The following is a 21,401-nucleotide window of genomic DNA, read 5'->3' on the forward strand; positions in this document are numbered from 1 at the left end:
GGTGACGGCTCGATTCGCGCGTGTGACGCCTCGGCCTGCGGGGGTGACGCCTCGGCCGACCGGGGTGACGCCTCGGCTCAGGGTTTGGGGTAGCCGCGGCGTACGGCTCGTTCCAGGATCCCCAGGGTGGCCCGGATGGACTTCTGGTCGATGACCGGGAAGATCGGCTTCCACTCGGGGAGGGCGGTGGACCAGTCGCAGTAGGAGGTGACGCGGGTGTCGCCGGAGTCGAGCTGCTCGAGCTGGTAGCCGAAGCGGTGGCCGATCGGGGGCTTGATGGTGCCGTCGATGGTCCACTCGATCGACCGGTCGGGCTCGAAGCCGGTGATGACCACGGTGACGTCGTACCTGCCCATCGGGTAGTCGCCGAGGGCCTCGCGGTCCATGTGGACGACGAACCGGTCGTCGACCCCACCCACCCGCGACCCCTCCGCGGACTGGAGCATCCCGGAGGCGTCGATGGCGACATGGCCGTCGGGGTCGGTGAGAACGGCGAAGATGTCGGTGGGGGAGGCGGGGATGATCCGCTCGGCGTCGATGCGTTCGGCCTCGATGGGCTCGGCTTCCCGGGTCTGGTCGGTCACGAGGCCTGAATCTAGCGGCGTCCTGGCGTGCCTGGCATCACACCGTGGCAGGATGCGGGGCATGAGTGAGCGCACGATCGAGACAGTCGGAGTCGTCGGCCTGGGCACCATGGGTGCCGGGATCGCGGAGGTGTTCGCCCGCAACGGGTTCACCGTGGTCGGGGTCGAGCGGGACGAGGAGGGCCTCGAGCGCGGCAAGGCCCATCTGGCGCACTCGACGGGCCGCGCGGTCAAGCGCGGCAAGCTCAGCGAGGAGGAGCAGGAGGCACTGCTCGGCCGGATCTCCTTCGCCACCGACGCGACGGCGCTCAAGGACGTCGACATGGTCGTCGAGGCGGTCGTGGAGTCGCTGGAGCTGAAGAAGTCGATCCTCGCCACCCTCGACGAGATCGTGGCCCCCGAGACGATCCTGGCCACCAACACCTCCTCGCTGTCGGTGACCGAGATCTCGACCGCGTCCAAGCACCCGGGCCGCGTCGTCGGCGTGCACTTCTTCAACCCGGCGCCGGTGCAGAAGTTCGTCGAGATCGTACGCACCGTGGTGACCGAGCCCGAGGTGCTCGAGAACGCTCGCGAGGTCGTCGGCAAGCTCGGCAAGTCGCCGGTGGTCTGCGGTGACCGGGCCGGCTTCATCGCCAACGCGCTGCTCTTCGGCTACCTGAACCATGCGGTCTCGATGTTCGAGGGCCACTACGCCACCCGCGAGGACATCGACACCGCGATGCGGCTGGGCTGCGGCTACCCGATGGGGCCGCTGGCGCTGCTGGACCTGATCGGGCTGGACACCTCCTACGAGATCCTCGACACGATGTACCGCCAGGGTCGCGACCGGCTGCACGCCCCCGCGCCGATCCTCAAGCAGATGGTCACCGCCGGGATGCTCGGGCGGAAGTCGGGCCGAGGCTTCTACACCTACGAGGCCGCCGACTCACCCGTCGTGGTGCCGGACGCGCTGACCCCGAGCGCCGACGCGACCCACGAGCTGCGCCGTCAGGTCACCAAGGTCGGCGTCGTCGGCACCGGGACGATGGCGTCGGGGATCGTCGAGGTCTTCGCCAAGGGCGGCTACGACGTGACGTACGTGGGCCGGAGCCAGGACAAGGTGGACGGCGTCGCGGCGCGGATCACCAAGAGCCTCGACAAGGCGATCGGACGCGGCAAGCTGGAGGAGTCGGCGAAGCCGGAGATCCTCGGCCGGCTGACCGGCACGACCTCGCTGGACGACCTCGCCGACGTCGACATCGTCGTGGAGGCCATCGCCGAGGACCTGGCCATCAAGACCACGCTCTTCGAGAACCTCGACGACATCTGCAAGCAGGGCGCGATCCTGGCGACCACGACCTCGAGCCTGCCGGTCATCGAGCTGGCGAAGGTGACCAAGCGGCCGTCCGACGTCGTCGGGATGCACTTCTTCAACCCGGCGCCGGTGATGAAGCTGGTCGAGGTCGTCTCCACGGTGACCACGTCCGAGGAGGTCTCCGAGACCGTCCGGGCCCTCTGCTCGACGGTCGGCAAGTCGCCGGTCTCGTGCGGGGACCGGGCCGGTTTCATCGTCAACGCGCTGCTGTTCCCCTACCTCAACGACGCGGTCAAGATGCTCGAGGGGCACTACGCGACCGCCGACGACATCGACACCGCGATGAAGCTCGGCTGTGCGCTGCCGATGGGTCCGTTCGAGCTGCTCGACGTGGTCGGCAACGACGTCTCGCTGGCCATCGAGCGGGAGCTCTACCTGGAGTTCCGCGAACCGGGCTTCGCGCCCGCGCCGCTGCTGGAGCACCTGGTCACCGCGGGCTACCTCGGTCGCAAGACCGGCAAGGGCTTCCGCGACTACAGCTGAAGCGTTCCTCCAGCAAGGCGGTGTCCTGAGCCTGTCGAAGGGTATGCAGCTCGAGGCACACATCCCGTGCGGAACTCCGCACGGGATGTGTGCCTTCGTCTGCATCCCTTGATGAAGGAACACCCCCGACCACCCCAGCAGTACGCTGGGTGACGTGGGACTTCTGATCGCACTTCTCATCGTCGTCGCGGTGATCGGGACCGTGGTGGTGACCAGCAGGCGCTCGCAGGCGCGAGCGCTCGAAAAGCAGCGCGCCGATCTCGAACCGGTCAAGCAGCTCGCCTTCGAGGACGTGACCGCCTTCGGTGAAGAGCTGCAGAAGCTCGACCTGGACATGGCCGGCAAGGAGCTCGACGAGGGCGCCAACGCCGACTACCAGCGCGCGCTGGACGAATACGAGACGGCCAAACGCACCGTTGACAAGATGACCGAGCCCGACGACGTCAAGAAGATCACCACGATCGTCGAGGACGGCCGCTATGCGATCGCGTGCGTCGAGGCGCGGGTCGCCGGCGAGCCGCTGCCGAAGCGTCGCCCGCCGTGCTTCTTCGACCCCCGCCACGGACTGTCGACCGAGGACGTGGCCTGGGCGCCGCCGGGTGGCACCACCCGTGACGTACCTGCCTGTGCGCTCGACGCCGAGCGGGTCAAGGCGGGCGCTGAGCCCGACACCCGCAAGGTGATGGTCGGCAACGAGCGAGTTCCCTACTGGCAGGGTGGCCCGGCCTACCGTCCCTACGCCGCCGGCTACTTCGGCGCCTTCTCGCCGATGGACTGGATGTTCGCCGGGCTGATGTTCAGCGCCTTCGGCGGCTTCGACGCCTTCGGTGAGATCGGCGAGGGCATGGGCGATGCGATCGGCGGCATCGGCGAGGGCATGGGGGACATGTTCGGCGGGATCGGCGACGGCATCGGCGACATGTTCGACGGCTTCGATTTCTAGCGGCGTACGCTTCCCCGGTGCCACCACTTCATACGCTCGAGCTCGGCGAGGCCGGAAGTCGTGTCGTCTTCCTGCACGGACTCTTCGGACAGGGACGCAACTGGAACACGCTCGGCAAGCAGTTGGCCGACAAGCATCGGGTCACGCTCGTCGACCTGCCTCACCACGGCCGCTCCCCGCAGCCTGACAGCTTCGACTACCTCGAGGTGACCGCGGCGGTCGCCGAGCTGCTCTCTGCTGATGACGGGGCCGACGACCCCGCGACCGTGGTCGGCCACTCGATGGGCGGCAAGGTCGCGATGCTGCTCGCGATCACCCGCCCGGAGCTGGTGGCGAAGCTCGTCGTGGCCGACATGTCCCCGGTCGTCTACGAGCGCGTCGGCGGCTTCAAGACGTACGTCGACGCCATGCAGGGCCTCGACCTGGACCGCATCACCCGCCGCGAGGAGGCCGATGCCGGGATGCAGGAGGCGGTCCCCGACCCGACGGTCCGCGGCTTCCTGCTGCAGAACCTGCGCCGCGACGGGGACGGCTGGCGCTGGGCGATGAACCTGGACGTCCTCGGCCGCGACCTCGACCGCATCGGCGCCTGGCCGACCGAGGAGCTGAAGGCGTACGAGCCCTACGACGGACCCGTGCTGTGGGTGGCCGGGGAGCTGTCGAACTACGTCACCGACGACTACGCGCCGGCGATGAAGGAGTGGTTCCCGCGCTACCGCAAGGTGACCATCAAGGGCGCCGGTCACTGGGTCCATTCCGAGAAGCCGGAGACCTTCCTCGCTGCGCTGCGCCAGTTCCTCGGCGACTGAGACACGTGCGCGTCTACGCTGTGCGGCATGGAGCGTGACAAGCCGGTCATCGTGCTGGTCGGCGGCGAGCACGCCGCCGTCATCGAGCAGGAGTTCCGGGCACGGTACGACCGTGACTACCGGATCGAGTCGGTCCTGGGATTCGCCGCGGGGCTCGACAGGACACGCGTGCTCGTGGCCGAGGGTGCGCAGGTCGCGATGGTCGCCGCCGAGCATGTGCTCGACGAGGGCACCTCGATCGAGTTCCTGCGCCAGGTGCCGGCGGTCGTGGCGACGGCGCGCCGTGTCGCGCTGGTCTCGTGGGAGGACTTCTCCGGTGCACTCGAAGACCTGCGTGCGGCGGCGCTGGAGCGGGAGATGGACACCTACGTGCTCATCCCGCGCGGCCCGCGGGACGAGGAGTTCCACACCGCGCTGATCGAGCTGCTCTCGGAGTGGGGCTGGTCGGTGGGCAGGCCCCTGGTGACCGTGACCGACGTCGTGGCCGAGCCCGGCGACCGCGCCGCGGCGGCGGTCCGCGACCTGCTGGACCGCATGGGCTTCCCGCATCGCGCCCTCGAGCCGAGCGACGACGAGGCACAGGAGCTCATCGAGGAGGCAGGCCCGGGGGCACGGCTGCCCCTGGTCCGCACCTTCACGGGTCGGGTGGTCTCCGGGGCGACGGCGGCGACGGCCGCCGAGGCCATCTACGGCGGGTTCGACGAGATCCCCGAGGGGGTGATCGCCGACGTGGCCATCGTGGGCGGTGGTCCCGCGGGCCTCGCGGCAGCCGTCTACGCCGCGTCGGAGGGCTTGGCGACGGTCGTCGTGGAGCGCGACGCGATCGGCGGCCAGGCGGGGTCGAGCTCGATGATCCGCAACTACCTCGGCTTCCCGCGCGGCATCTCGGGCATGCGCCTCGCCCAGCGATCCCGCATCCAGGCAAGCCGGTTCGGCGCGCGCTTCTTCACCGGACGGCCGGCGACCGGGATCGAACCCGGCCCCGCCCACGAGCCCGAGCACCAGCACGTGCACGTGCGCGGCGCGCAGTTCTGCGCTCGTACGGTCGTCCTCGCCATGGGTGTGACCTATCGGCGGCTCGGGGTGCCCGCCGTGGACGACCTGGTGGGTGCGGGTGTCTACTACGGCGCCGCGACGTCGATGGCGCGCGAGATGCAGGGCCGTGACGTCTTCGTGATCGGTGGGGGCAACTCGGCCGGGCAGGCGGCCATCCACCTCGCCAAGTTCGCGAGCACGGTGACGATCCTGGTCCGGCGACACGACCTCGCGGAGACGATGTCGGCCTATCTGACGCGTGAGATCGACGCGACGTCGAACATTCGGGTTCAGCCCCGCACCGTCGTCGCCGACGGCGGTGGCGACGGCCGGCTGGAGTGGCTGCAGCTGGAGAACCTGGACACCGGCGAGGACACCAAGATGTCCGCCGACGGCCTGTTCTGCCTGCTCGGAGCGGAACCCGACTGCTCGTGGCTGGCGGAGGGCGTGGCGCTCGACGAGAACGGGTTCGTCCTGACCGGCCGCGACGTACCTCGCGAGGCGTGGGTCGACGGGAACCCGCCCGCGAGTCTGGAGACGACGGTGCCGGGCGTCTTCGCCGTCGGTGACGTACGCGCCGGGTCCATGAAGCGGGTCGCCTCCGCGAGCGGCGAGGGGGCGTCGGTGCTCCCGCTGGTGCACGCCCACCTGGCGCGGCTGCGCGCCCGGGAGTTCGGCGCCTGAGCTACTGGGACTCCCTCGCGCACGGGCCGACGAACACGCTTGCCATCCGGGCGGCGATGGCAGCCTTCGCGCGGTTCCTGGCGCCGTCGTGCCCGTCGAGGAGCAGACGTGCGGCGAGCCCCTGGGTCAGCGCGAACGCCGCCTCTCCCTCGAGCAGGCTGTCGGTGTCGGGGATGACCTCTCCGCACTCCATCCCGTTCCTCACCGCCTGGGTTATCCGGTCGCGGAAACGCCGGTCGAAGGCTCGCTGGTGCTCGGCGAGCGTCGGATTGTCGAGGGCGAGCCCGGCGAAGGCGTGCCTCAGATAGGTCTCGTCCCGGTGGACGGGGCTCAGCGGAAGCAGCTCCAGCAACCCCGCGCCCAGCATGTGCTCGATGCGGGCGTGGTCGCGCTCGGCCAGGGTGATGGCCGCATCGACGCGAACTTCGATGTCGATCAGCAGACGGCTCAGGGTGTCCGCGAGCAGAGACTCCTTGGAGTCGTAGTAGTGCTGCACCAGCCCGACGGAGACGCCCGCGGCCTTGGCGGTTCCGGCGACAGTCACGGAGCCGAGCCCCGAGAGGAGGGCGAGCTCGCGTACGCCGGTGGTGATCTGGGCACGTCGGCCGTCGTGGTCTGCGGTTCTGGGCACAAATCAGATGATAACAATATGGTCGTACGGTTATTGTCGCCGACATGGACATCTCTCGACTTCTGACAAGTGCGGTCGCCGCCTCCGTGGTGGCGATCGTCGTGACGGCCCCGCCGTCCTCGGCGGCGGATCCGGCGGAGCGGGCGGATCCGGACGCCGCCGTCGAGGCGTACGTCGAGGAATGGCGCGAAGCCAACGGCGTGCCAGGCGCGGCAGTCGCTGTCGTCGACGGTGACAAGGTGCGGACATACCTCTCGGGCGAGGACGGCGACGGGGACCCGGTCTCGCCGGAGACCCCTTTCCTGGTGGGTTCGGTCGCCAAGACCTTCACCAGCGCGCTGGTGCTCGGTCTGGTCGAGGACGGCCGGATCCGGCTCGACGATCCGGTGAACCGGTATCTGACCTGGCTGGACGCGCCGACGATGACCGTACGTCAGCTGCTCACCCATACGGCCGGCTACACCGCCGGTGACGGGCTCGCCGTCTCGGAGCGGTTCGACAACGAGCCGGGGGCGCTGCGCCGGGCCGCCGGCGACCTCGAGCATCATGGCACGCCGGGGGAGTACGCCTACAACAGCGCCGACTACCTCGTCCTGGGGGCTCTGGTCGAGGAGGTCACGGGCAGCTCGTTCGCGGCCCTCGCGCGAGAGGACCTCTTCGAGCCGCTCGGGATGACCCGCACGGCCGCGGACGCGGACGGTGCCTCGACGCTCGCCGCAGGCCACCGCCACTGGTGGGCGTGGACACGTGCCTACGATCCCGGGTTCGACGAGTCCGGTGCGCCCTACGGGTATGTGGTCTCGACGCTCGACGACCTGGTGACGTACGTCCGCGCGCAGCTCGCGGGTCAGGTGCTGCCGCGCGACCTCGCGGGCGAGGCGTGGAGCATTCAGGAGGTCACCGGGCCGGGACGGGGTTATGGCTACGGCTGGAGCATCGATGGTGATGATCGCCGCCGCGTCCACCACACCGGTGCCACCCCCGGCTATTTCGCCCACGTCTCCCTGATCCCCGGCGAGGATCGGGCGGTCGTCGTCCTGGCCAACTCCTACGCGGAGAAGCGCGCACCGAGTCTGAGCGCGGCGGCCGCGGACATCGACGAGATCATGGGCGGGAGGTCCGCGACGGTCAGGGCGGGTGACCCGTTGCTGTCAGCGGCGCCCTGGCTCCTGAGCGGCCTCCTCCCGGTCGGCCTGGTGCTCATGCTGGTCGCGCGCCGCCACCCGATCTCGTCGCGGCTCAGGTGGGCGTTCGCAGCGGCGGCCGGGTCGGCCGCGGTGGGCCTGGCGCTGCTGCCACGTCTGTTGGGCGTGACGCTCGGCTTCGCGATCACCTGGCTGCCCGACCTCGCCATCGCAGTCGTGGCAGGCAGCGTGACGTTCCTGCTCGCGGCCGCCTCGTGGGCTATCCGTCCGACAGGAGCCGCCGGAACACCTCGACGATCCGGTCAGCATCCGCCTCGGACGTACGCCAGTTGCTGAATGCCAGGCGCAGCGCGGGAGTGTCCTGGTGGACCGTGGGGGTCACGAAGGTCACGCCGGTCTCCGCGATACGGCGGGCGAGGTCGGCCGGGTCGCCGGGGACCTTCACGCACACGATGTTGAGCCGGACCGGGGCGAGCAGCTCGACACCGTCGATCTCCGCCAGCTGCCGTCCGACTCGGCGGGCGAGGGCGATGGTCCGCTCGACGATCTCGCGGTGTCCGTCGCGGCCGTAGGCGTACAGGGTGAACCACGCCGGCAGGGCGCGCAGGCGTCGTGAGCTCTCCGGGGTCAGATGGACGAAGTCGGGTTCGGCGTCGGGGAACCCGATGTAGGCGGAGGCGTTGCTGAATACCCGGGCCTGCAGGTCCTGGTGGCGGGTGAGCTGGATGCCCGAGTCGTAGGGCACGTTGAGCCACTTGTGCAGGTCGACGCAGACCGAGTCGGCGCGGGCGAGACCCTCGACGAGGTGAGCGTGGGGCGGGGAGAGCGCCGCGACCCCCCCCGAAGGCGCCGTCGACGTGGAGCCAGAACGGGAACTCGTCGCGAAGGTCGGCGATGGCGCCCAGGTCGTCGAAGTCGCCGGTGTTCACGGTGCCGGCGTTGGCCACGACGATCGCCGGCCGGCCGTCCTGCTCCCGCAGCGCGGTTCGCAACGCGTCGATGTCGACCGCCTCGCGGCCCGGGAGGAGCGCGACCGGGCGGAGGCTGTCCCGGCCGAGGCCGAGCACGGACAGGGCCTTGGAGGCGGTGGAGTGGGCGGCGCCCGAGAGCACGGCGACGGGGCCGAGCGCCGCGACGCCCTGGGCCGAGACCGACACCCCGAGCCGGTCGCCCACCCACTCACGGGCCAGGGCCAGGCCGGTGAGGTTCGACATCGTGGCGCCGGTGACGAACGCTCCGCTGAAGCTGTCGGGGAGGTCCAGCAGGTCCCGGATCCAGCGCACCGTCTCCCGCTCCAGGGCGCTCGCCGCGGAGTCCTGGACGGTGATGGTGTTCTGGTCGAAGACCGAGGTCAGCCAGTCGCCGGCGACCGCAGCCGGAGTCGCCCCGCCGGTGACGAATCCCAGATAGCGGGGGCCGGCGCTCCCCGAGAACCCCGGTGCCCAGCGGGTCCCGAAGTGGCGGAGGGCCGCCTCGCCGCCGGCGCCCCGGGCGGGAAGCCGCTCGGCGGAGGGCGGCCGGGCGGGCGAGGCCACCGGCCGGTCGTCGAGTCCGGCGATGATGTCGTGTGCGTAGTCCTGGACCGCGTCGAGGAGATCGGGCATTCCGGCGAGGTCCGTGTCGAGCCGTGGGTCCATCCTTCGACGGTAGGACATCTCAGGGCTCGATGAGGCCTGCTCTGATGGCGTAGCGGGTCACCTGGGTGCGATCGCGGAGTCCCAGCTTGGCGAGGATGTTCTCGCGGTGCCGCTCGACGGTCTTGTAGGAGATCGTCAGCTCCCGGGCGATCTCGCGGGTGGAGTGGCCCTCGGCGATGAGCTTGAGCACCTCGTCCTCGCGCTCGGTCAGCACCGTGCGCGGCAGGCTCTCGCCGCGGTTGAGCCGGTCGAGGTAGTCGCGGACCAGCGCGCTCATCGCGCCGGGGTAGACGAAGGCCTGGCCGCTCATCGCGGTGCGGCACGCCTTGACCAGGTCCTCGTCGGCGACCGACTTGAGGACGTACCCGCTGGCACCGACCTTGAGCGCCTCGAAGAAGTACTGCTCGTTGTCGTGCATCGAGAGCATCAGCATCTTCGGAGGCGTACGCATCCGGGCGATCGTGCGCGCGGCCTGCAGCCCGGTCATGCGGGGCATGGCGACGTCGAGGATCACCAGATCGACCTCGACGTCGCGCAGCGCGGCGACGGCCTCGGCCCCGTCGGCCGCCTCGGCGACCACCTCGAGGTCCGGCTCGGCGTCGAGGATGAGGCGGACTCCGCGGCGGACGAGGGTGTGGTCGTCGGCCAGCAGGATCCGGATCTTTGCGGGCGTGGGAGTCACAGCGGTACCTCCAGACGGACGGTGGTGCCGCGGCCGGGCGTGCTGGTCACGCTCAGGTCGGCACCGACGAGCAGGGCCCGCTCCCGCATGCCGCTGATCCCGGCACCGGCCACCAGGGCGGCGCTGCCACGGCCGTCGTCGGAGACGGTGAGGACGACCTTGTCGCCGACCTTGCACAAGGAGAGCTCGGCGGTGGCGGCGTGGGCGTGGCGGACGACGTTGGTGAGCGCCTCCTGGGCGACGCGGTAGATCACCAGCTCGCGGTCCTGGGGCAGCTCGGGAAGCCCGCGGCCGGTGGTGCGGCGTACGGTCGTGCGGCCCAGCGCGCCGACGTCGGTGGCCAGCGAGGCCAGGGCGGCGTGCAGGCCGAGGTCCTCGAGCACGCCCGGCCGTAGCTGCCGGGCGACGCGGCGTACGTCGTCGATGCCGGTGCGCGCGGACTCGCGCACGGCGGCGAGCTCGGGGCGTACCTCCTCCGGCACCTGTCGCTCCAGCCCCTTGAGCCCCAGGAGTACCACGGTGAGCGACTGACCCACCTCGTCGTGGAGCTCCTGGGCGATCCGATGGCGCTCCGCCTCCTGCGCGGCCAGCGCTTTGGCGTTGCTCGTGCTCCGCTCGGTCTCCAGCCGCTCGAGCATCGCGTTGTAGCTCGCCACCAGACGGGCGCCCGCGCCCTTGCCCTCCGTCGTCAGGCGCTGGTCGGGGGAGAGGTGGTCCACCGAGTCCATCGTGCGGATCACCCGGTCGATCGGCGCCAGGCTGCGCAGCAGCAGGAGCGCGTTGAGGGTCGCCATCGCGGCCAGCCCGACCGCCAGGATCACCGCCTCCGAGGCCAGGACGCGCTCCGAGACCCGGGCCGGGGACAGCGCCAGGACCAGGGTGCCGACGCAGAAGACCGTCCCGTTGGTCAGGCAGACCCTCCAGTAGAGGGGTAGATGGCTCATGCAGCAAGCCTGACATGTCCTCTGGCCTGGACTTATGGGTGGCAGCACCCATTCGGATCCGGAGTGCTGTCACGGAGAGTCGATGGCATGGAGCTCAACGCATGATCGTGTACGCAGCGGTGGCCGTTTTCATCGTCACCTACGGTCTCATCGCCACCGAGCGCGTCCACCGCGTCGCCGCCGCCCTGGGTGGCGTCGCCGCGATGGTCGCGCTCGGGATCATCAACGCCGAGTCGGCCTTCTTCAGTCACGAGACCGGGGTCGACTGGGACGTCATCTTCCTGCTCTTCGGGATGATGGTGATCGTCGGTGTCCTCAAACAGACGGGCCTGTTCGAGTTCCTCGCGTTGTGGGCGGTCAAGCACTCCGGCGGCCGTCCGGCCCGGCTGGCGACGCTGCTGATCCTGGTCACCGCGGCGCTCTCGCCGATCCTCGACAACGTGACCACCGTGCTGCTCGTCACGCCGGTGACCCTGTCGGTCTGCGAGCGGCTGGGCCTGCGCCCGATGCCCTACCTGATCTCACTCATCCTGGCCGCCAACGTCGGCGGCACCTCGACCCTGATCGCGGACCCGCCCAACATCATCGTGGCCAGCCGGGCCAACCTGACCTTCGACGACTTCCTGATCCACTCCCTGCCGCTGTGCCTGATCCTGCTGGTCGTGCTGGTCGGGTTGGTCCGGGTGCTCTTCCGGCGTGAGTTCCGTGGCCGGGTCGACCTGGACGGCTTGATCGAGCCGCCCTCCTCGGCGATCCACGACCGTGGGCTGCTCTACCGTTGCCTGGCCGTACTGGCCCTGGTGATGCTCGCCTTCGGCCTGCACACCGAGCTCCACCTGGACCCGTCGATGGTCGCGATGCTCGGCGCCGGCGCGATGGTGGTCGTCTCCCAGACCCGGACCGAGGCGTTCCTGGAGGAGGTCGAGTGGTCGACGCTGGCCTTCTTCATGGCGCTGTTCGTGCTGGTCGGCGGCCTGGTCGAGGTCGGTGTGATCGGCTCTCTCGGGTCGTACGCCGCCGACCTGATGGGCGACAACGAGCTCGCCGGGGTGACCGGACTGATGATCGGCTCGGCCGTCGTGGGCGGCTTCGTCGACAACATCCCCTACACCGCGGCGATGGTGCCGATCGTGGAGGAGATGGTCGCCTCGACGCCGTCCTCGGGCGCCGACAGCCCGCTGTGGTGGGCCCTCGTCTTCGGCGCGGACCTCGGTGGCAACACGACCGCCGTCGCCGCCGGCGCCAACGTGGTGGTGCTCGGGCTCGCCGCCAAGGCCGGCCACCCGATCAGCTTCTGGAAGTTCACCAGGTACGGCATCGTGGTGACGATCGTGACGCTGGCCGTGGCCTGGGTCTACGTAGCCCTCCGCTACTTCGTGCTCGCCTGACGCTCCCGATAGGCGGCAACGGCGTTGCGGTTGGTGCAGGTGGCCGAGCAGTAGCGCTTGGAGCGGTTGCGGGAGAGGTCGACGACCACGCCTGCACAACCCTCGTCGTCGCAGATCGAGAGCCGGGACAGCTCGTCGGCACGGATGACGTCGACCATGGCCATCGCGGTCTCGACGGCGATCCGGGTGGCGAGCGGCGCGTCGGGTTCGGTCGCATGGATGTGCCAGTCGTACGTCGTGTGGCGGACCAGCTGCGGGGTGGCGCTGTGCTCGGCGAGCAGCTCGTTGGCCAGCCGCACGGCCTCGTCACGCTCGGCGGTGAGCAGTTCGCGCACCCTGGCGCGGAGGGCGCGGACCTCGTCGAGCTCGGCGCGGTCGCGGTCGTGCCGCCCCGTGAAGTCGTACGCCGCGAAGAACGCGTCGAGGGCGGCGACGGTCGCCAGCTCGTCGACCGAGCCGGGGGAGATGGCCAGGGTGTTCGCCAGCGCGGCGGCGGCCTGGAGGCTTACGTCCGTGTCATGGGTGAAAACCATGTTGACACATTACCGCGCCGGTGGGATTGTCATGTGCCATGACGACGTTGACTAATGACGAGGCGGTGCCGCAGAGCACGCAGAAGACGCCGCTGGTGGCTGCCGGACTGCTGATGGCAGTCGTCTCGGCGGTCACGTTCAGCCTCTCCGGGCCGCTGGGGCGCGGCCTCTTCGACACCGGCTGGTCCACGGGCGGGGTGCTCGTCTTCCGCGTCGGCATCGGCGCCGTCGTGCTGGCGCCCTTCGCGCTGCGCGCGCTCGCCGGCCGGTGGCGGGGTGTCGCGGCGAGCTGGCGGGTCGTGGTGGCGTACGCACTGCTGGCGATCGTGGTGCCGCAGTTCGCGTTCTTCTCGGCGGTGCAGTGGATGGCGGTCGGGCCGGCGCTACTGCTGGAATACATGGGCGTCGTGCTCGTCGTCGCCTGGATGTGGCTGCGGCACGGCGAGCGGCCCTCGCGGCTGACGATGGTGGGCGCGCTCGTCGCGATCGCCGGGCTCGTGCTGGTCCTCGACCTGGTCAGCGGCGCGAACGTGCACCCGCTCGGCGTCCTGTGGGGCTCCGCGGCCGCCGTCGGACTGGCCGGCTACTACGTGCTCAACGCCCACTCCAGCACCACGCTGCCGCCGCTCGCGCTGGCCTGGCTCGGCCTGACCGGCGCGACGGTCCTGCTCGCGCTGCTCTGCCTGGTCGGGGCCATCCCGTTCGAGATGGAGACCTCGGCGGTGGTCCTGGCGGGACTGGAGATGCCATGGTGGGTGCCGCTGATCGGTCTCGGCGTGCTGACCTGCTCGGTCGCGTACGCCACCGGCATCGCGGCCACCCGCACCCTCGGTTCGCGGCTCTCCTCCTTCGTGGGGCTCCTCGAGGTCGTCTCGGCCGTCGTCGTCGCCTGGCTGCTGCTCGGCGAGGCCCCCGGCCTCATTCAGCTCATCGGCGGACTCGTCGTGCTGGCCGGCATCATCGCCGTCCAGCAGGGAGAGCAGTCGACGACCGACTCCTGACAGCGCGAAGCGCCGCACGCATCGGCTGCGTGCGGCGCTTCACAGGTGGTCGGGGCTAGCGTTCGTCCTGGGCCCTGACGTAGACCTCGCGGACCAGCATCAGGACGGCGGCCGCCGTCGGGATCGCCAGCAGGGCGCCGACGACACCGAGGAGCGAGGCACCGACGAGGGCCGCGATCACCGTGACGACGCCGGGGATGTCGACCGAGCGGGACATGACCCGCGGATAGACGACATAGTTCTCGAACTGCTGGTAGGCGATGTAGAAGATCACCGCGATGAGACCCGTCTTCAAGTCGGTCGTCGCGAAGGTGATCGCGCAGACGATGATCGCGCCGATGGTGGCCCCGATCATCGGGATCACGTCGGTGATCATGACGACGAAGGCCAGGGCGACAGCGTATTCGCCCATCCCGATGACGAAGAGCAGCACCAGGGTGGACAGACCGGCGCACAGCGCGACGATGAACGCCCCGGAGACGTAGCCCCCGATACCGTCGAAGACCCGGTCACCGAGCTTGCCGAACCGCTCGCGGCGCGAGGCCGGGGCGAGGCGGTAGATGGCGTTCTTCGTCTGGTCGTAGGCGGCGATGAAGTAGAGCGTCAAGACGATGACGATGAAGCCCGTGACGAGCACGTTGATCACCGCCAGGCCCACGCCGAGCGCCCCACCGAAGGCGCTGCTGACGAAGTCGCCGCTGGCGACGTAGTCCTGCACCTTGTCGAGGATCTGGTAGTCCTCGTTGAACTGCTGGATGCGCTGGTTGCGCTGGAGCTCGTCGATCCAGTCCGGCACGTTGGCCGAGATCTTGGCGACCTGGTCGCTGATCACCGGCACGAGCGCCACGAAGAAGAGCGTGAGGGCGCCCAGCACGCCGAGGATGACGCTCAGGACCGCCCACGGCCGCGAGAAGCCACGCCTCTGCAGGAACACCACCATCGGGTTGATCCCGGCGGCGATGAAGAGCGAGACCACCACCTGGAGGATCACGCTCCCCATCGTGGTGAGGAGGTTGCCCGCTGCGTAGGCCGTCAGCAGGCCGAGGCCCAGGAGCAGCCCGAACAGATAGGGCGACTTCCGGTCGAACGGCGGTCCGGGCTTTCCGAACCGCTTGTCCCGCTCGCTCTCCTCCTCGGGCTCCTCGAGGTCGATCGCGGCCTCGCTGTCGACCGTCGCGTCGTCGCTGGAGTCGGTCTGGGCAGACGTCGTCTCAGGACCGTCGGCAGGACGGTCGGCAGCGGCGGTCACCGGCTCTCGGTCGCAGTCTCGGGCTCGCGAATCGCGGTCTTGTCCGAAGGCTCGTCGTAGTCGTCGTAGTCGTCGTCGAGGTCGTCGGAGCCGACCAGGGTGACGCTCTCGTCGACCACGAGCTCACCGTCGACGATGTCCTCGTCCTCGGTGATCGGCTTCGGGGCCTCCAGCTCGGCCGGGTCCTCGGTCTTGCCGAACCCGGAGACCAGGTCGGTGAGCGAGGAGAGCTGAGCGGCGATCGCGTCGCGACGCTTGGTGAGGCGGTCGACCTCGGCCTTGATGATCGCGTGGCCCTTCTCGGCCTCGACCGTCGCGGTGGAGGCGAGGTGGTCGGCCTCGGCACGAGCCTTGGACAGGATCGCCTCCGCGTCGCGGCGGGCGCGAGCGACGATGCCCTCGGACTCCTTGGCCAGCTCGGCGCGCTGGTCGGCGACGTGCTGGGCGGCGATCCGGGCCCGCTCCTCGGCGTCCGCGGCGCGGGTCTCGCCCTCGGTCACGATCCGAGCGGTCTCGGCCATCGCCTGGTCGTGGTGGTCGGCTGCCTCGCGGGCGAGACGCTCGCGCTCGACGGCGAGCATCCGCCGGGCCTCCTGGACCTCGCGGTCCGCACCGGCGCGGGCCTTCTCGACCTCACGCTGGGTCGAGGTGCGCAGCTGGGTGACGTCCTGCTGCACAGCGAGCTTGACCTGGTCGGCCTCGCGCTTGGCGGCGGCGAGCAGCTCGTCGCTCTCGGCCTGCACCATCTTGCGGGCCTGCTGGACCTCCGAGGTCACCTTCTCGCGGTGATCGTCGATCTCCTTGTAGTGCGTCGTACGCAGCGCCTCGATGTCGCGCTGGGCGGACGCCTTGGTCGCGGCAGCCTCACGCTGGGCGGCCTCGCGGATGACCGCGGCCTCCTTCTCGGCAGACTCCTTGACCGCAGCGGCCTCCTCCTCGGCCAGCCGGAGCATCGCGCTCGCGCGACCACCCAGCGAGGCGTAGGACGGGGCTTCGTTGCCCTGGGTGGCAGCGGCCTTGAGGTCGGTGACCTTGCGCTCGAGCTCGGCGATGCGTCGCTGAGCGTTGCGCAGCGCCGACTGGCCCTGGCCGTTGGCCTGGAGAAGCTGCTGCACCCGCGCGTTCACCGTGCCGGGGTCGTATCCGCCACGCCGCACGACCGGGAAGGCTGGGAGTGAGCCTGGAGCCGGTGGAGCCGAGTTGTGGCCGGAGCTGGGCGATCCGGAAGCGCCAGGAACCCGAGGGAGAACCTGCGTCTCCGTCGCGTCCTGGTCAGGCTTCTTCCGAGGCTCGGAAGCCTCGTTGAAGATGGATAGTCCCTCATTCGTCATTTGTGGCGGATTCCTCACACTTTAGGGGGGTTTGTGTCTTGCCCTCTGCTCCCAAAGGGCAAGACTACGGCCGGTCACCCCTCGCGCAAGGGGAGACCGGCCGTGAATCCAGTCTCAAATGGGCTATTTACCCGGGCCCGACGTCTCAGATTCCGCGGAACAGGTTGATCTTGTCGATGTGGGCCGCGCGCTTCTCCTCGTCGAGGACACCGAGGCCCTCCTCCGGGGCGAGGCAGAGCACGCCGACCTTGCCCTGGTGCTTGTTGTGGTGCACGTCGAGCGAGGCCTGGCCGACGTCCTCGAGGGTGTAGGTCCGCGAGAGGGTCGGGTGGATCTTGCCCTGGGCGATGAGGCGGTTGGCCTCCCACGACTCGCGGTAGTTGGCGAAGTGGCTGGAGATGATCCTCTTCAGGTTCATCCACAGGTAGCGGTTGTCGTACTCGTGCATGTAGCCCGAGGTCGACGCGCAGGTGGTGATGGTGCCGCCCTTACGGGTCACGAACACCGAGGCGCCGAAGGTCTCGCGGCCCGGGTGCTCGAAGACGATGTCGATGTCCTCGCCGCCGGTGAGCTCGCGGATGGCCTTGCCCAGGCGCAGCCACTCCTTCGGGTTCTGCTGGGTGCCCTCCTCGTTCCAGAACTTGAAGTCCATCTCGGAGCGGTTGATCACGTGCTCGGCGCCCATGTTGCGGACGATCTTGGCCTTCTCCTCGTTGGAGACCACGCAGACCGGGTTGGCGCCGCCGTTGAGGGCGTACTGCGTCGCGAAGCCGCCGAGGCCGCCCGACGCGCCCCAGATCAGGACGTTGTCGCCCTGCTTCATGTTGCCGCCGTTGGCGGAGACGAGCTGGCGGTACGCGGTGCAGTTGACCAGGCCGGGGGAGGCGGCCTCCTCCCAGGTGAGGTGCTCCGGCTTGGGCATGAGCTGGTTGGCTTTGACCATCGCCACGTCGGCGAGACCGCCGAAGTTGGTCTCGAAGCCCCAGATGCGCTGGGAGGGGTCCATCATCGTGTCGTTGTGGCCGTCGGGAGCCTCGAGCTCGACCGAGAGGCAGTGGGCGACGACCCGGTCGCCCGGCTTCCACTTGGTCACGCCTGCGCCCACGGCCAGGACGACGCCGGACAGGTCGGAGCCGACGACGTGGTAGTCGAGGTTGTGGCGCGCGCCGAGCTCGGACTCCTTGCCGTAGCGCTCCAGGAACCCGAAGGTGGAGACCGGCTCGAAGATCGAGGTCCACACGGTGTTGTAGTTGATGGCGCTGGCCATCACGGCCACGAAGGCCTCGCCCGGACCGAGCTCGGGCAGGGCGACGTCCTCGACGTGGAGGGACTTGCGCGGGTCCTTCTCCTTGGTCGCGACGCCCTCGAACATGTCGACCTCGTCCTTGTGGACGGTGGCGGCACGGTAGTGGTCGGGGATCTCGAGGTTCGCAAACTCCTCGCCGGGCGTATCGCCGGCAAGGATCGCGTCGAGGATGTGTTGCATGGTCGGCTCCTGCGTCGTCGTAGGGGTCGCGGTTGACTCTAGTTCGCTGGACATTACTGGTGAGTAACCGTTATTGCCAGCCTGATGTGACACATGACTCTTGGATCGTTCACGTGCCGTGGTGGGCTCGGTGAGGTGAGCTCAGTGGGCGGGGTTCGCGGCCGGCTCGACGAGCTCGACCAGGACGCCGCCGGCGTCCTTGGGGTGGATGAAGTTGATCCGCGAGTCGGCGGTGCCGCGTCGCGGCGCGTCGTAGAGAAGGCGTACGCCGCGCTCCCGGAGGATCGCGGAGACCTGCTCCACGTCGGTGACCCGGTAGGCGAGCTGCTGCATGCCGGGGCCGTTGCGGTCGAGGAACTTGGCGATGGTGCTGTTCTCGTTGAGCGGGGCGAGCAGCTGGAGCTTGTTGTCGGAGTCGCCGATCGCGATCATCGCCTCCTCGACACCCTGCTCCTCGTTGGTCTCGCGGTGGGCGAGCTTCATGCCGAAGGTCGTCTCGTAGAAGTCGATCGCCGCGTCCAGATCGGCGACGGCGAGACCGACGTGGTCGATCTGGGTGAACAGGTGCGGTGGGATCTCTACCGATGTCATGGGCCTACTCTCCTTGAGGTCGGGGTCAACGGGCACAATGTGTGATGACAGCCACACCGGGCTGCGCTCAACACTCTTCCAACTGAGGTTACTAATTAGTAACCTCGGAGCAGATCAGCACCACCAACATTTGGAGGACCCATGTCCAACGTCATCGTCGCCGGGGCGCGTACGCCGATCGGCCGCCTGCTCGGCGGGCTCAAGAGCCTGTCCGCGGCCGATCTGGGCGGCATCGCCATCAAGGGCGCCCTGGAGAAGGCGGGCGTCTCGCCGGAGCAGGTCGACTACCTGATCATGGGCCAGGTCATCCAGGCCGGTGCCGGCCAGAACCCGGCGCGCGCGGCCGGCGTCGCCGGCGGGCTGCCGATGAGCGTGCCTTCGCTCACCATCAACAAGGTCTGCCTCTCCGGCCTCAACACCATCGCGATGGCCGACCAGCTGATCCGGGCCGGCGAGGCCGAGGTCGTCGTCGCGGGTGGCATGGAGTCGATGACCAACGCGCCGCACCTGCTGCCGAAGTCGCGTGAGGGCTTCAAGTACGGGGACACCACGCTGGTCGACTCGATGGCCTACGACGCGCTCTACGACCAGCTCACCAAGCAGGCGATGGGCGGGCTCACCGAGCAGGTCAACGCCGAGGGCGTCAAGCTCACTCGCGAGGAGCAGGACGCCTTCGCGGCCACCTCGCACCAGCGCGCCGCCGCGGCCCAGAAGAACGGCGTCTTCGACGACGAGATCGTCCCGGTGTCGATCCCGCAGCGCAAGGGTGACCCGGTCGTGGTCAGCACCGATGAGGGCGTACGCGGCGACACCACCGCCGAGTCGCTCGGCAAGCTCCGCCCGGCGTTCGCCAAGGAGGGCACCATCACCGCCGGGTCCGCCTCGCAGATCTCCGACGGTGCTGCCGCCGTCGTGGTCATGTCGAAGGAGAAGGCCGAGTCCCTGGGTCTGGAGTGGCTGGCGGAGATCGGCGCGCACGGCATGGTCGCCGGCCCCGACTCCTCGCTGCAGCTGCAGCCGGCCAACGCCACCGCCAAGGCCCTCGAGAAGGAGGGCATCACCGCCGCGGACCTCGACCTCGTCGAGTTCAACGAGGCGTTCGCCGCCGTCGGCATCGAGTCCACCAAGAAGCTTGGCCTCGACCCCGAGATCGTCAACGTCAACGGCGGCGCGATCGCCCTCGGCCACCCCGTCGGCATGTCCGGTACGCGAGTCGTGCTCCACCTCGCCCACGAGCTCAAGCGTCGTGGCGGTGGCACCGGTGCCGCCGCGCTGTGTGGCGGTGGCGGTCAGGGCGACGCCCTGATCGTGCGTGTGCCCAAGGCCTGAGCCATCGCTGATGTGAGCGACCTGGTCGCGCGCGCCCGGGGCGGTGAGCCCCGGGCGGTCGCGCGGCTGGTGTCGTACGTCGAGAACGCCCCGGTCGGTGGGGGAGAGCGGCTCCGTGAGGTGATGGCCGCGCTCGCGCCTCACTGCGGGCACGCCCACATCGTGGGGCTCACCGGCGCGCCCGGGGTGGGGAAGTCGACCACCACCTCCGCACTGGTCCGCGAGCTGCGCGCCGAGGGGCGCACCGTCGCGGTGCTGGCCGTCGACCCGTCCTCGCCGTTCTCCGGTGGTGCGCTGCTCGGGGACCGGATCAGGATGACCGACCACGCCACCGACCCGGGTGTCTTCATCCGCTCGATGGCCTCCCGGGGCCACCTCGGCGGCCTGGCCTGGTCGGCCCCGCAGGCGATCCGGGTGCTCGATGCGGCCGGGTTCGACGTCGTGCTGGTCGAGACCGTCGGCGTCGGCCAGTCGGAGGTCGAGATCGCCGGGCTCGCCGACACCACCGTGGTGCTGCTCGCGCCCGGGATGGGTGACGGCATCCAGGCGGCGAAGGCCGGGATCCTGGAGATCGGCGACCTCTACGTCGTCAACAAGGCCGACCGCGACGGCGCGACCAAGGTCCAGCGCGACCTGCGCGGGATGCTGCGCCTGACCGACCGCACTCAGGGGGCCTGGAACCCACCCGTCCTCACCGCCGTCGCCCAGGCCGGCAAGGGCCTGGCCGAGGTCGTCGACGCGCTCGACGAGCACCGCGAGTGGCTGCGCTCCAGCGGGACGCTGGAGCTGCGGCGTACGCGTCGGGCCCGCGCCGAGGTCGAGGCCATCGCCGTCGAGACCCTGCGGGCGAGATGGACGAGCGTGGGTTCCTCCGGCGACCTGGACACCTTGGCGGCCGAGGTGGTCAAGGGCGTTCGTGACCCGTACGCCGCGGCCGACGTGCTCCTCGACGACTAGACCTGGGCCGCGCTTTCGGCGGGAGTTGTCCCGGCGTACGGCCTGTTCTCTCGCCACGAGTTCTGCGGAGTCACTATCGTGGCCTGTGTGAACCTCTTCGGTGTCGACATCTCCAAGCACCTTCTTCGTGACGAAGGTGAGGTCGTCGTCGACGAGGTCACCCATCACTGGGTCTCCTACCTCCGCCCGGTGGGCGAGGCGATCCTCGGGCTGGCGTTGATGATCGTCGCGGCGACGATCGACATGAACGTCGCCTGGATCATCGTGCTGCTCGCGTTCGCGCTGGTCGGGCACGCGTTCTGGCGGGCGCTGGTGGTCAGCCGGGACCGGTTCGTGGTCACCAACATGCGCATCTTCCGCGTCCACGGTGTCCTCTCGAGCGAGCTGGCGACCATGCCGCTGGCGCGAGTTCTCGACATCACCGTGAAGCAGTCGTTCACCGGCCAGATCTTCAACTACGGCCACTTCGTCTTCGAGTCGGCCGCCCAGGAGCAGGGCCTCAACAACATCTACTTCGTCGGTCGGCCGAACGAGCGAGACCTGACCATCCAGCGCGTCGTCCAGCGTGCGGGCCTCCGTGGCAGCGTCGGTTAGACCGTCCT

Annotated in this window: 19 protein-coding genes and 2 pseudogenes; 10 read left to right on the forward strand and 11 right to left on the reverse strand. The window is 69.6% G+C overall.

The features are described from left to right. Nucleotides 1–77: 77 nt before the first annotated feature. Nucleotides 78–584 carry a polyketide cyclase gene (locus ACFU7D_RS12250; RefSeq protein WP_378867348.1) on the reverse strand — a complete coding sequence of 169 codons (507 nt, stop codon included), beginning with the start codon at nt 582–584 and terminating at the stop codon, nt 78–80. A 61-nt stretch (nt 585–645) separates the two neighbouring features. Between ACFU7D_RS12250 and ACFU7D_RS12255 the strand changes: the two genes are divergently transcribed. The 4 genes from ACFU7D_RS12255 to ACFU7D_RS12270 all read left to right on the forward strand — a co-directional run bounded on the left by ACFU7D_RS12255 (nt 646) and on the right by ACFU7D_RS12270 (nt 5,895). Further along, on the forward strand, nt 646–2,424 hold the full coding sequence (locus ACFU7D_RS12255; RefSeq protein WP_378867350.1) for a 3-hydroxyacyl-CoA dehydrogenase family protein: 1,779 nt from the start codon (nt 646–648) through the stop codon (nt 2,422–2,424). Between the two features lie 154 nt (nt 2,425–2,578). After that, nucleotides 2,579–3,367: a hypothetical protein gene (locus ACFU7D_RS12260; RefSeq protein ID WP_378730142.1), complete on the forward strand. Its 789-nt coding sequence runs from the start codon at nt 2,579–2,581 to the stop codon at nt 3,365–3,367. 17 nt (nt 3,368–3,384) lie between these two features. Beyond that, nucleotides 3,385–4,176 carry an alpha/beta fold hydrolase gene (locus ACFU7D_RS12265; protein ID WP_378867352.1) on the forward strand — a complete coding sequence of 264 codons (792 nt, stop codon included), beginning with the start codon at nt 3,385–3,387 and terminating at the stop codon, nt 4,174–4,176. A gap of 27 nt (nt 4,177–4,203) precedes the next feature. Continuing rightward, a complete protein-coding gene (locus ACFU7D_RS12270; RefSeq protein WP_378867354.1) occupies nt 4,204–5,895 on the forward strand; it encodes an FAD-dependent oxidoreductase in 1,692 nt (563 codons plus the stop codon). A gap of 1 nt (nt 5,896) precedes the next feature. Here the strand turns inward: ACFU7D_RS12270 and ACFU7D_RS12275 are convergent, their stop codons facing one another. Then, complete coding sequence (locus ACFU7D_RS12275) at nt 5,897–6,526, reverse strand: TetR/AcrR family transcriptional regulator (RefSeq protein ID WP_378867356.1); 630 nt, start codon at nt 6,524–6,526, stop codon at nt 5,897–5,899. 44 nt (nt 6,527–6,570) lie between these two features. Here ACFU7D_RS12275 and ACFU7D_RS12280 point away from each other — a divergent pair, with 44 nt between their 5' ends. Then, nucleotides 6,571–8,007, forward strand: coding sequence for a serine hydrolase domain-containing protein (locus ACFU7D_RS12280; protein ID WP_378867358.1), 1,437 nt, complete (start codon nt 6,571–6,573; stop codon nt 8,005–8,007). On the opposite strand, the pseudogene ACFU7D_RS12285 reads toward ACFU7D_RS12280, so the two are convergent. The 4 genes and pseudogenes from ACFU7D_RS12285 to ACFU7D_RS12300 form a co-directional block, all read right to left on the reverse strand. Then, nucleotides 7,931–8,491: pseudogene (locus tag ACFU7D_RS12285) on the reverse strand (pyridoxal phosphate-dependent decarboxylase family protein); the annotation flags it as partial. The gene ACFU7D_RS12280 and the pseudogene ACFU7D_RS12285 overlap by 77 nt on opposite strands. 73 nt (nt 8,492–8,564) lie before the next feature. After that, nucleotides 8,565–9,326, reverse strand: a pseudogene (locus ACFU7D_RS12290) (pyridoxal phosphate-dependent decarboxylase family protein); the annotation flags it as partial. Between the two features lies 1 nt (nt 9,327). Further along, nucleotides 9,328–9,990, reverse strand: coding sequence for a response regulator transcription factor (locus tag ACFU7D_RS12295; RefSeq protein ID WP_091047850.1), 663 nt, complete (start codon nt 9,988–9,990; stop codon nt 9,328–9,330). After that, complete coding sequence (locus tag ACFU7D_RS12300) at nt 9,987–10,934, reverse strand: sensor histidine kinase (protein ID WP_378730124.1); 948 nt, start codon at nt 10,932–10,934, stop codon at nt 9,987–9,989. The genes ACFU7D_RS12295 and ACFU7D_RS12300 overlap by 4 nt, the downstream gene beginning before the upstream one ends. Before the next feature lie 101 nt (nt 10,935–11,035). Between ACFU7D_RS12300 and ACFU7D_RS12305 the strand changes: the two genes are divergently transcribed. Then, the gene (locus ACFU7D_RS12305) at nt 11,036–12,322 is read left to right on the forward strand and encodes an SLC13 family permease (protein ID WP_378867361.1); all 1,287 of its coding nucleotides are present in this window, start codon (nt 11,036–11,038) and stop codon (nt 12,320–12,322) included. On the opposite strand, the gene ACFU7D_RS12310 is transcribed toward ACFU7D_RS12305, so the two are convergent. Next, nucleotides 12,304–12,855 carry a CGNR zinc finger domain-containing protein gene (locus ACFU7D_RS12310; protein WP_378867363.1) on the reverse strand — a complete coding sequence of 184 codons (552 nt, stop codon included), beginning with the start codon at nt 12,853–12,855 and terminating at the stop codon, nt 12,304–12,306. The two genes, ACFU7D_RS12305 and ACFU7D_RS12310, sit on opposite strands and share 19 nt — an antisense overlap. Before the next feature lie 38 nt (nt 12,856–12,893). Here ACFU7D_RS12310 and ACFU7D_RS12315 point away from each other — a divergent pair, with 38 nt between their 5' ends. Beyond that, entirely contained in the window at nt 12,894–13,856 is a 963-nt protein-coding gene (locus tag ACFU7D_RS12315) for a DMT family transporter (RefSeq protein WP_378867365.1), read from the forward strand. 55 nt (nt 13,857–13,911) lie between these two features. Here ACFU7D_RS12315 and ACFU7D_RS12320 read toward each other — a convergent pair whose 3' ends face one another. The 4 genes from ACFU7D_RS12320 to mce form a co-directional block, all read right to left on the reverse strand. Next, complete coding sequence (locus tag ACFU7D_RS12320) at nt 13,912–15,105, reverse strand: AI-2E family transporter (protein WP_378867367.1); 1,194 nt, start codon at nt 15,103–15,105, stop codon at nt 13,912–13,914. Then, a complete protein-coding gene (locus tag ACFU7D_RS12325; protein WP_378867369.1) occupies nt 15,102–16,262 on the reverse strand; it encodes a hypothetical protein in 1,161 nt (386 codons plus the stop codon). The genes ACFU7D_RS12320 and ACFU7D_RS12325 overlap by 4 nt, the downstream gene beginning before the upstream one ends. A gap of 319 nt (nt 16,263–16,581) precedes the next feature. Further along, a complete protein-coding gene (ccrA, locus tag ACFU7D_RS12330; protein ID WP_378867371.1) occupies nt 16,582–17,922 on the reverse strand; it encodes a crotonyl-CoA carboxylase/reductase in 1,341 nt (446 codons plus the stop codon). A gap of 141 nt (nt 17,923–18,063) precedes the next feature. Beyond that, a complete protein-coding gene (mce, locus tag ACFU7D_RS12335) occupies nt 18,064–18,513 on the reverse strand; it encodes a methylmalonyl-CoA epimerase (protein ID WP_378867373.1) in 450 nt (149 codons plus the stop codon). 141 nt (nt 18,514–18,654) lie between these two features. On the opposite strand from mce, the gene ACFU7D_RS12340 reads away from it, so the two are divergent. The 3 genes from ACFU7D_RS12340 to ACFU7D_RS12350 all read left to right on the forward strand — a co-directional run bounded on the left by ACFU7D_RS12340 (nt 18,655) and on the right by ACFU7D_RS12350 (nt 21,393). Continuing rightward, nucleotides 18,655–19,842 (forward strand): acetyl-CoA C-acetyltransferase, encoded by a 1,188-nt coding sequence (locus tag ACFU7D_RS12340; RefSeq protein ID WP_378730108.1) that lies wholly within the window; start codon nt 18,655–18,657, stop codon nt 19,840–19,842. Nucleotides 19,843–19,854: 12 nt separating this feature from the next. Continuing rightward, complete coding sequence (gene meaB, locus ACFU7D_RS12345) at nt 19,855–20,799, forward strand: methylmalonyl Co-A mutase-associated GTPase MeaB (RefSeq protein ID WP_378867376.1); 945 nt, start codon at nt 19,855–19,857, stop codon at nt 20,797–20,799. Between the two features lie 87 nt (nt 20,800–20,886). Beyond that, a complete protein-coding gene (locus tag ACFU7D_RS12350; protein WP_160027818.1) occupies nt 20,887–21,393 on the forward strand; it encodes a PH domain-containing protein in 507 nt (168 codons plus the stop codon). Nucleotides 21,394–21,401 lie beyond the last annotated feature (8 nt).

The sequence above is a fragment of the Nocardioides sp. NPDC057577 genome, from assembly GCF_042801335.1.
Taxonomy (GTDB): Bacteria; Actinomycetota; Actinomycetes; order Propionibacteriales; family Nocardioidaceae; genus Nocardioides.

Bases quoted from the DNA above. Each gene is read 5' to 3' on its own strand.
- ACFU7D_RS12340 (WP_378730108.1), top strand. From the start codon at position 18,655: ATGTCCAACGTCATCGTCGCCGGGGCGCGTACGCCGATCGGCCGCCTG.
- ACFU7D_RS12270 (WP_378867354.1), top strand. From the start codon at position 4,204: ATGGAGCGTGACAAGCCGGTCATCGTGCTGGTCGGCGGCGAGCACGCC.
- ACFU7D_RS12315 (WP_378867365.1), top strand. From the start codon at position 12,894: ATGACGACGTTGACTAATGACGAGGCGGTGCCGCAGAGCACGCAGAAG.
- ACFU7D_RS12300 (WP_378730124.1), bottom strand. From the start codon at position 10,934: ATGAGCCATCTACCCCTCTACTGGAGGGTCTGCCTGACCAACGGGACG.
- ACFU7D_RS12280 (WP_378867358.1), top strand. From the start codon at position 6,571: ATGGACATCTCTCGACTTCTGACAAGTGCGGTCGCCGCCTCCGTGGTG.
- ACFU7D_RS12255 (WP_378867350.1), top strand. From the start codon at position 646: ATGAGTGAGCGCACGATCGAGACAGTCGGAGTCGTCGGCCTGGGCACC.
- ccrA (WP_378867371.1), bottom strand. From the start codon at position 17,922: ATGCAACACATCCTCGACGCGATCCTTGCCGGCGATACGCCCGGCGAG.
- mce (WP_378867373.1), bottom strand. From the start codon at position 18,513: ATGACATCGGTAGAGATCCCACCGCACCTGTTCACCCAGATCGACCAC.
- ACFU7D_RS12310 (WP_378867363.1), bottom strand. From the start codon at position 12,855: ATGGTTTTCACCCATGACACGGACGTAAGCCTCCAGGCCGCCGCCGCG.
- ACFU7D_RS12305 (WP_378867361.1), top strand. From the start codon at position 11,036: ATGATCGTGTACGCAGCGGTGGCCGTTTTCATCGTCACCTACGGTCTC.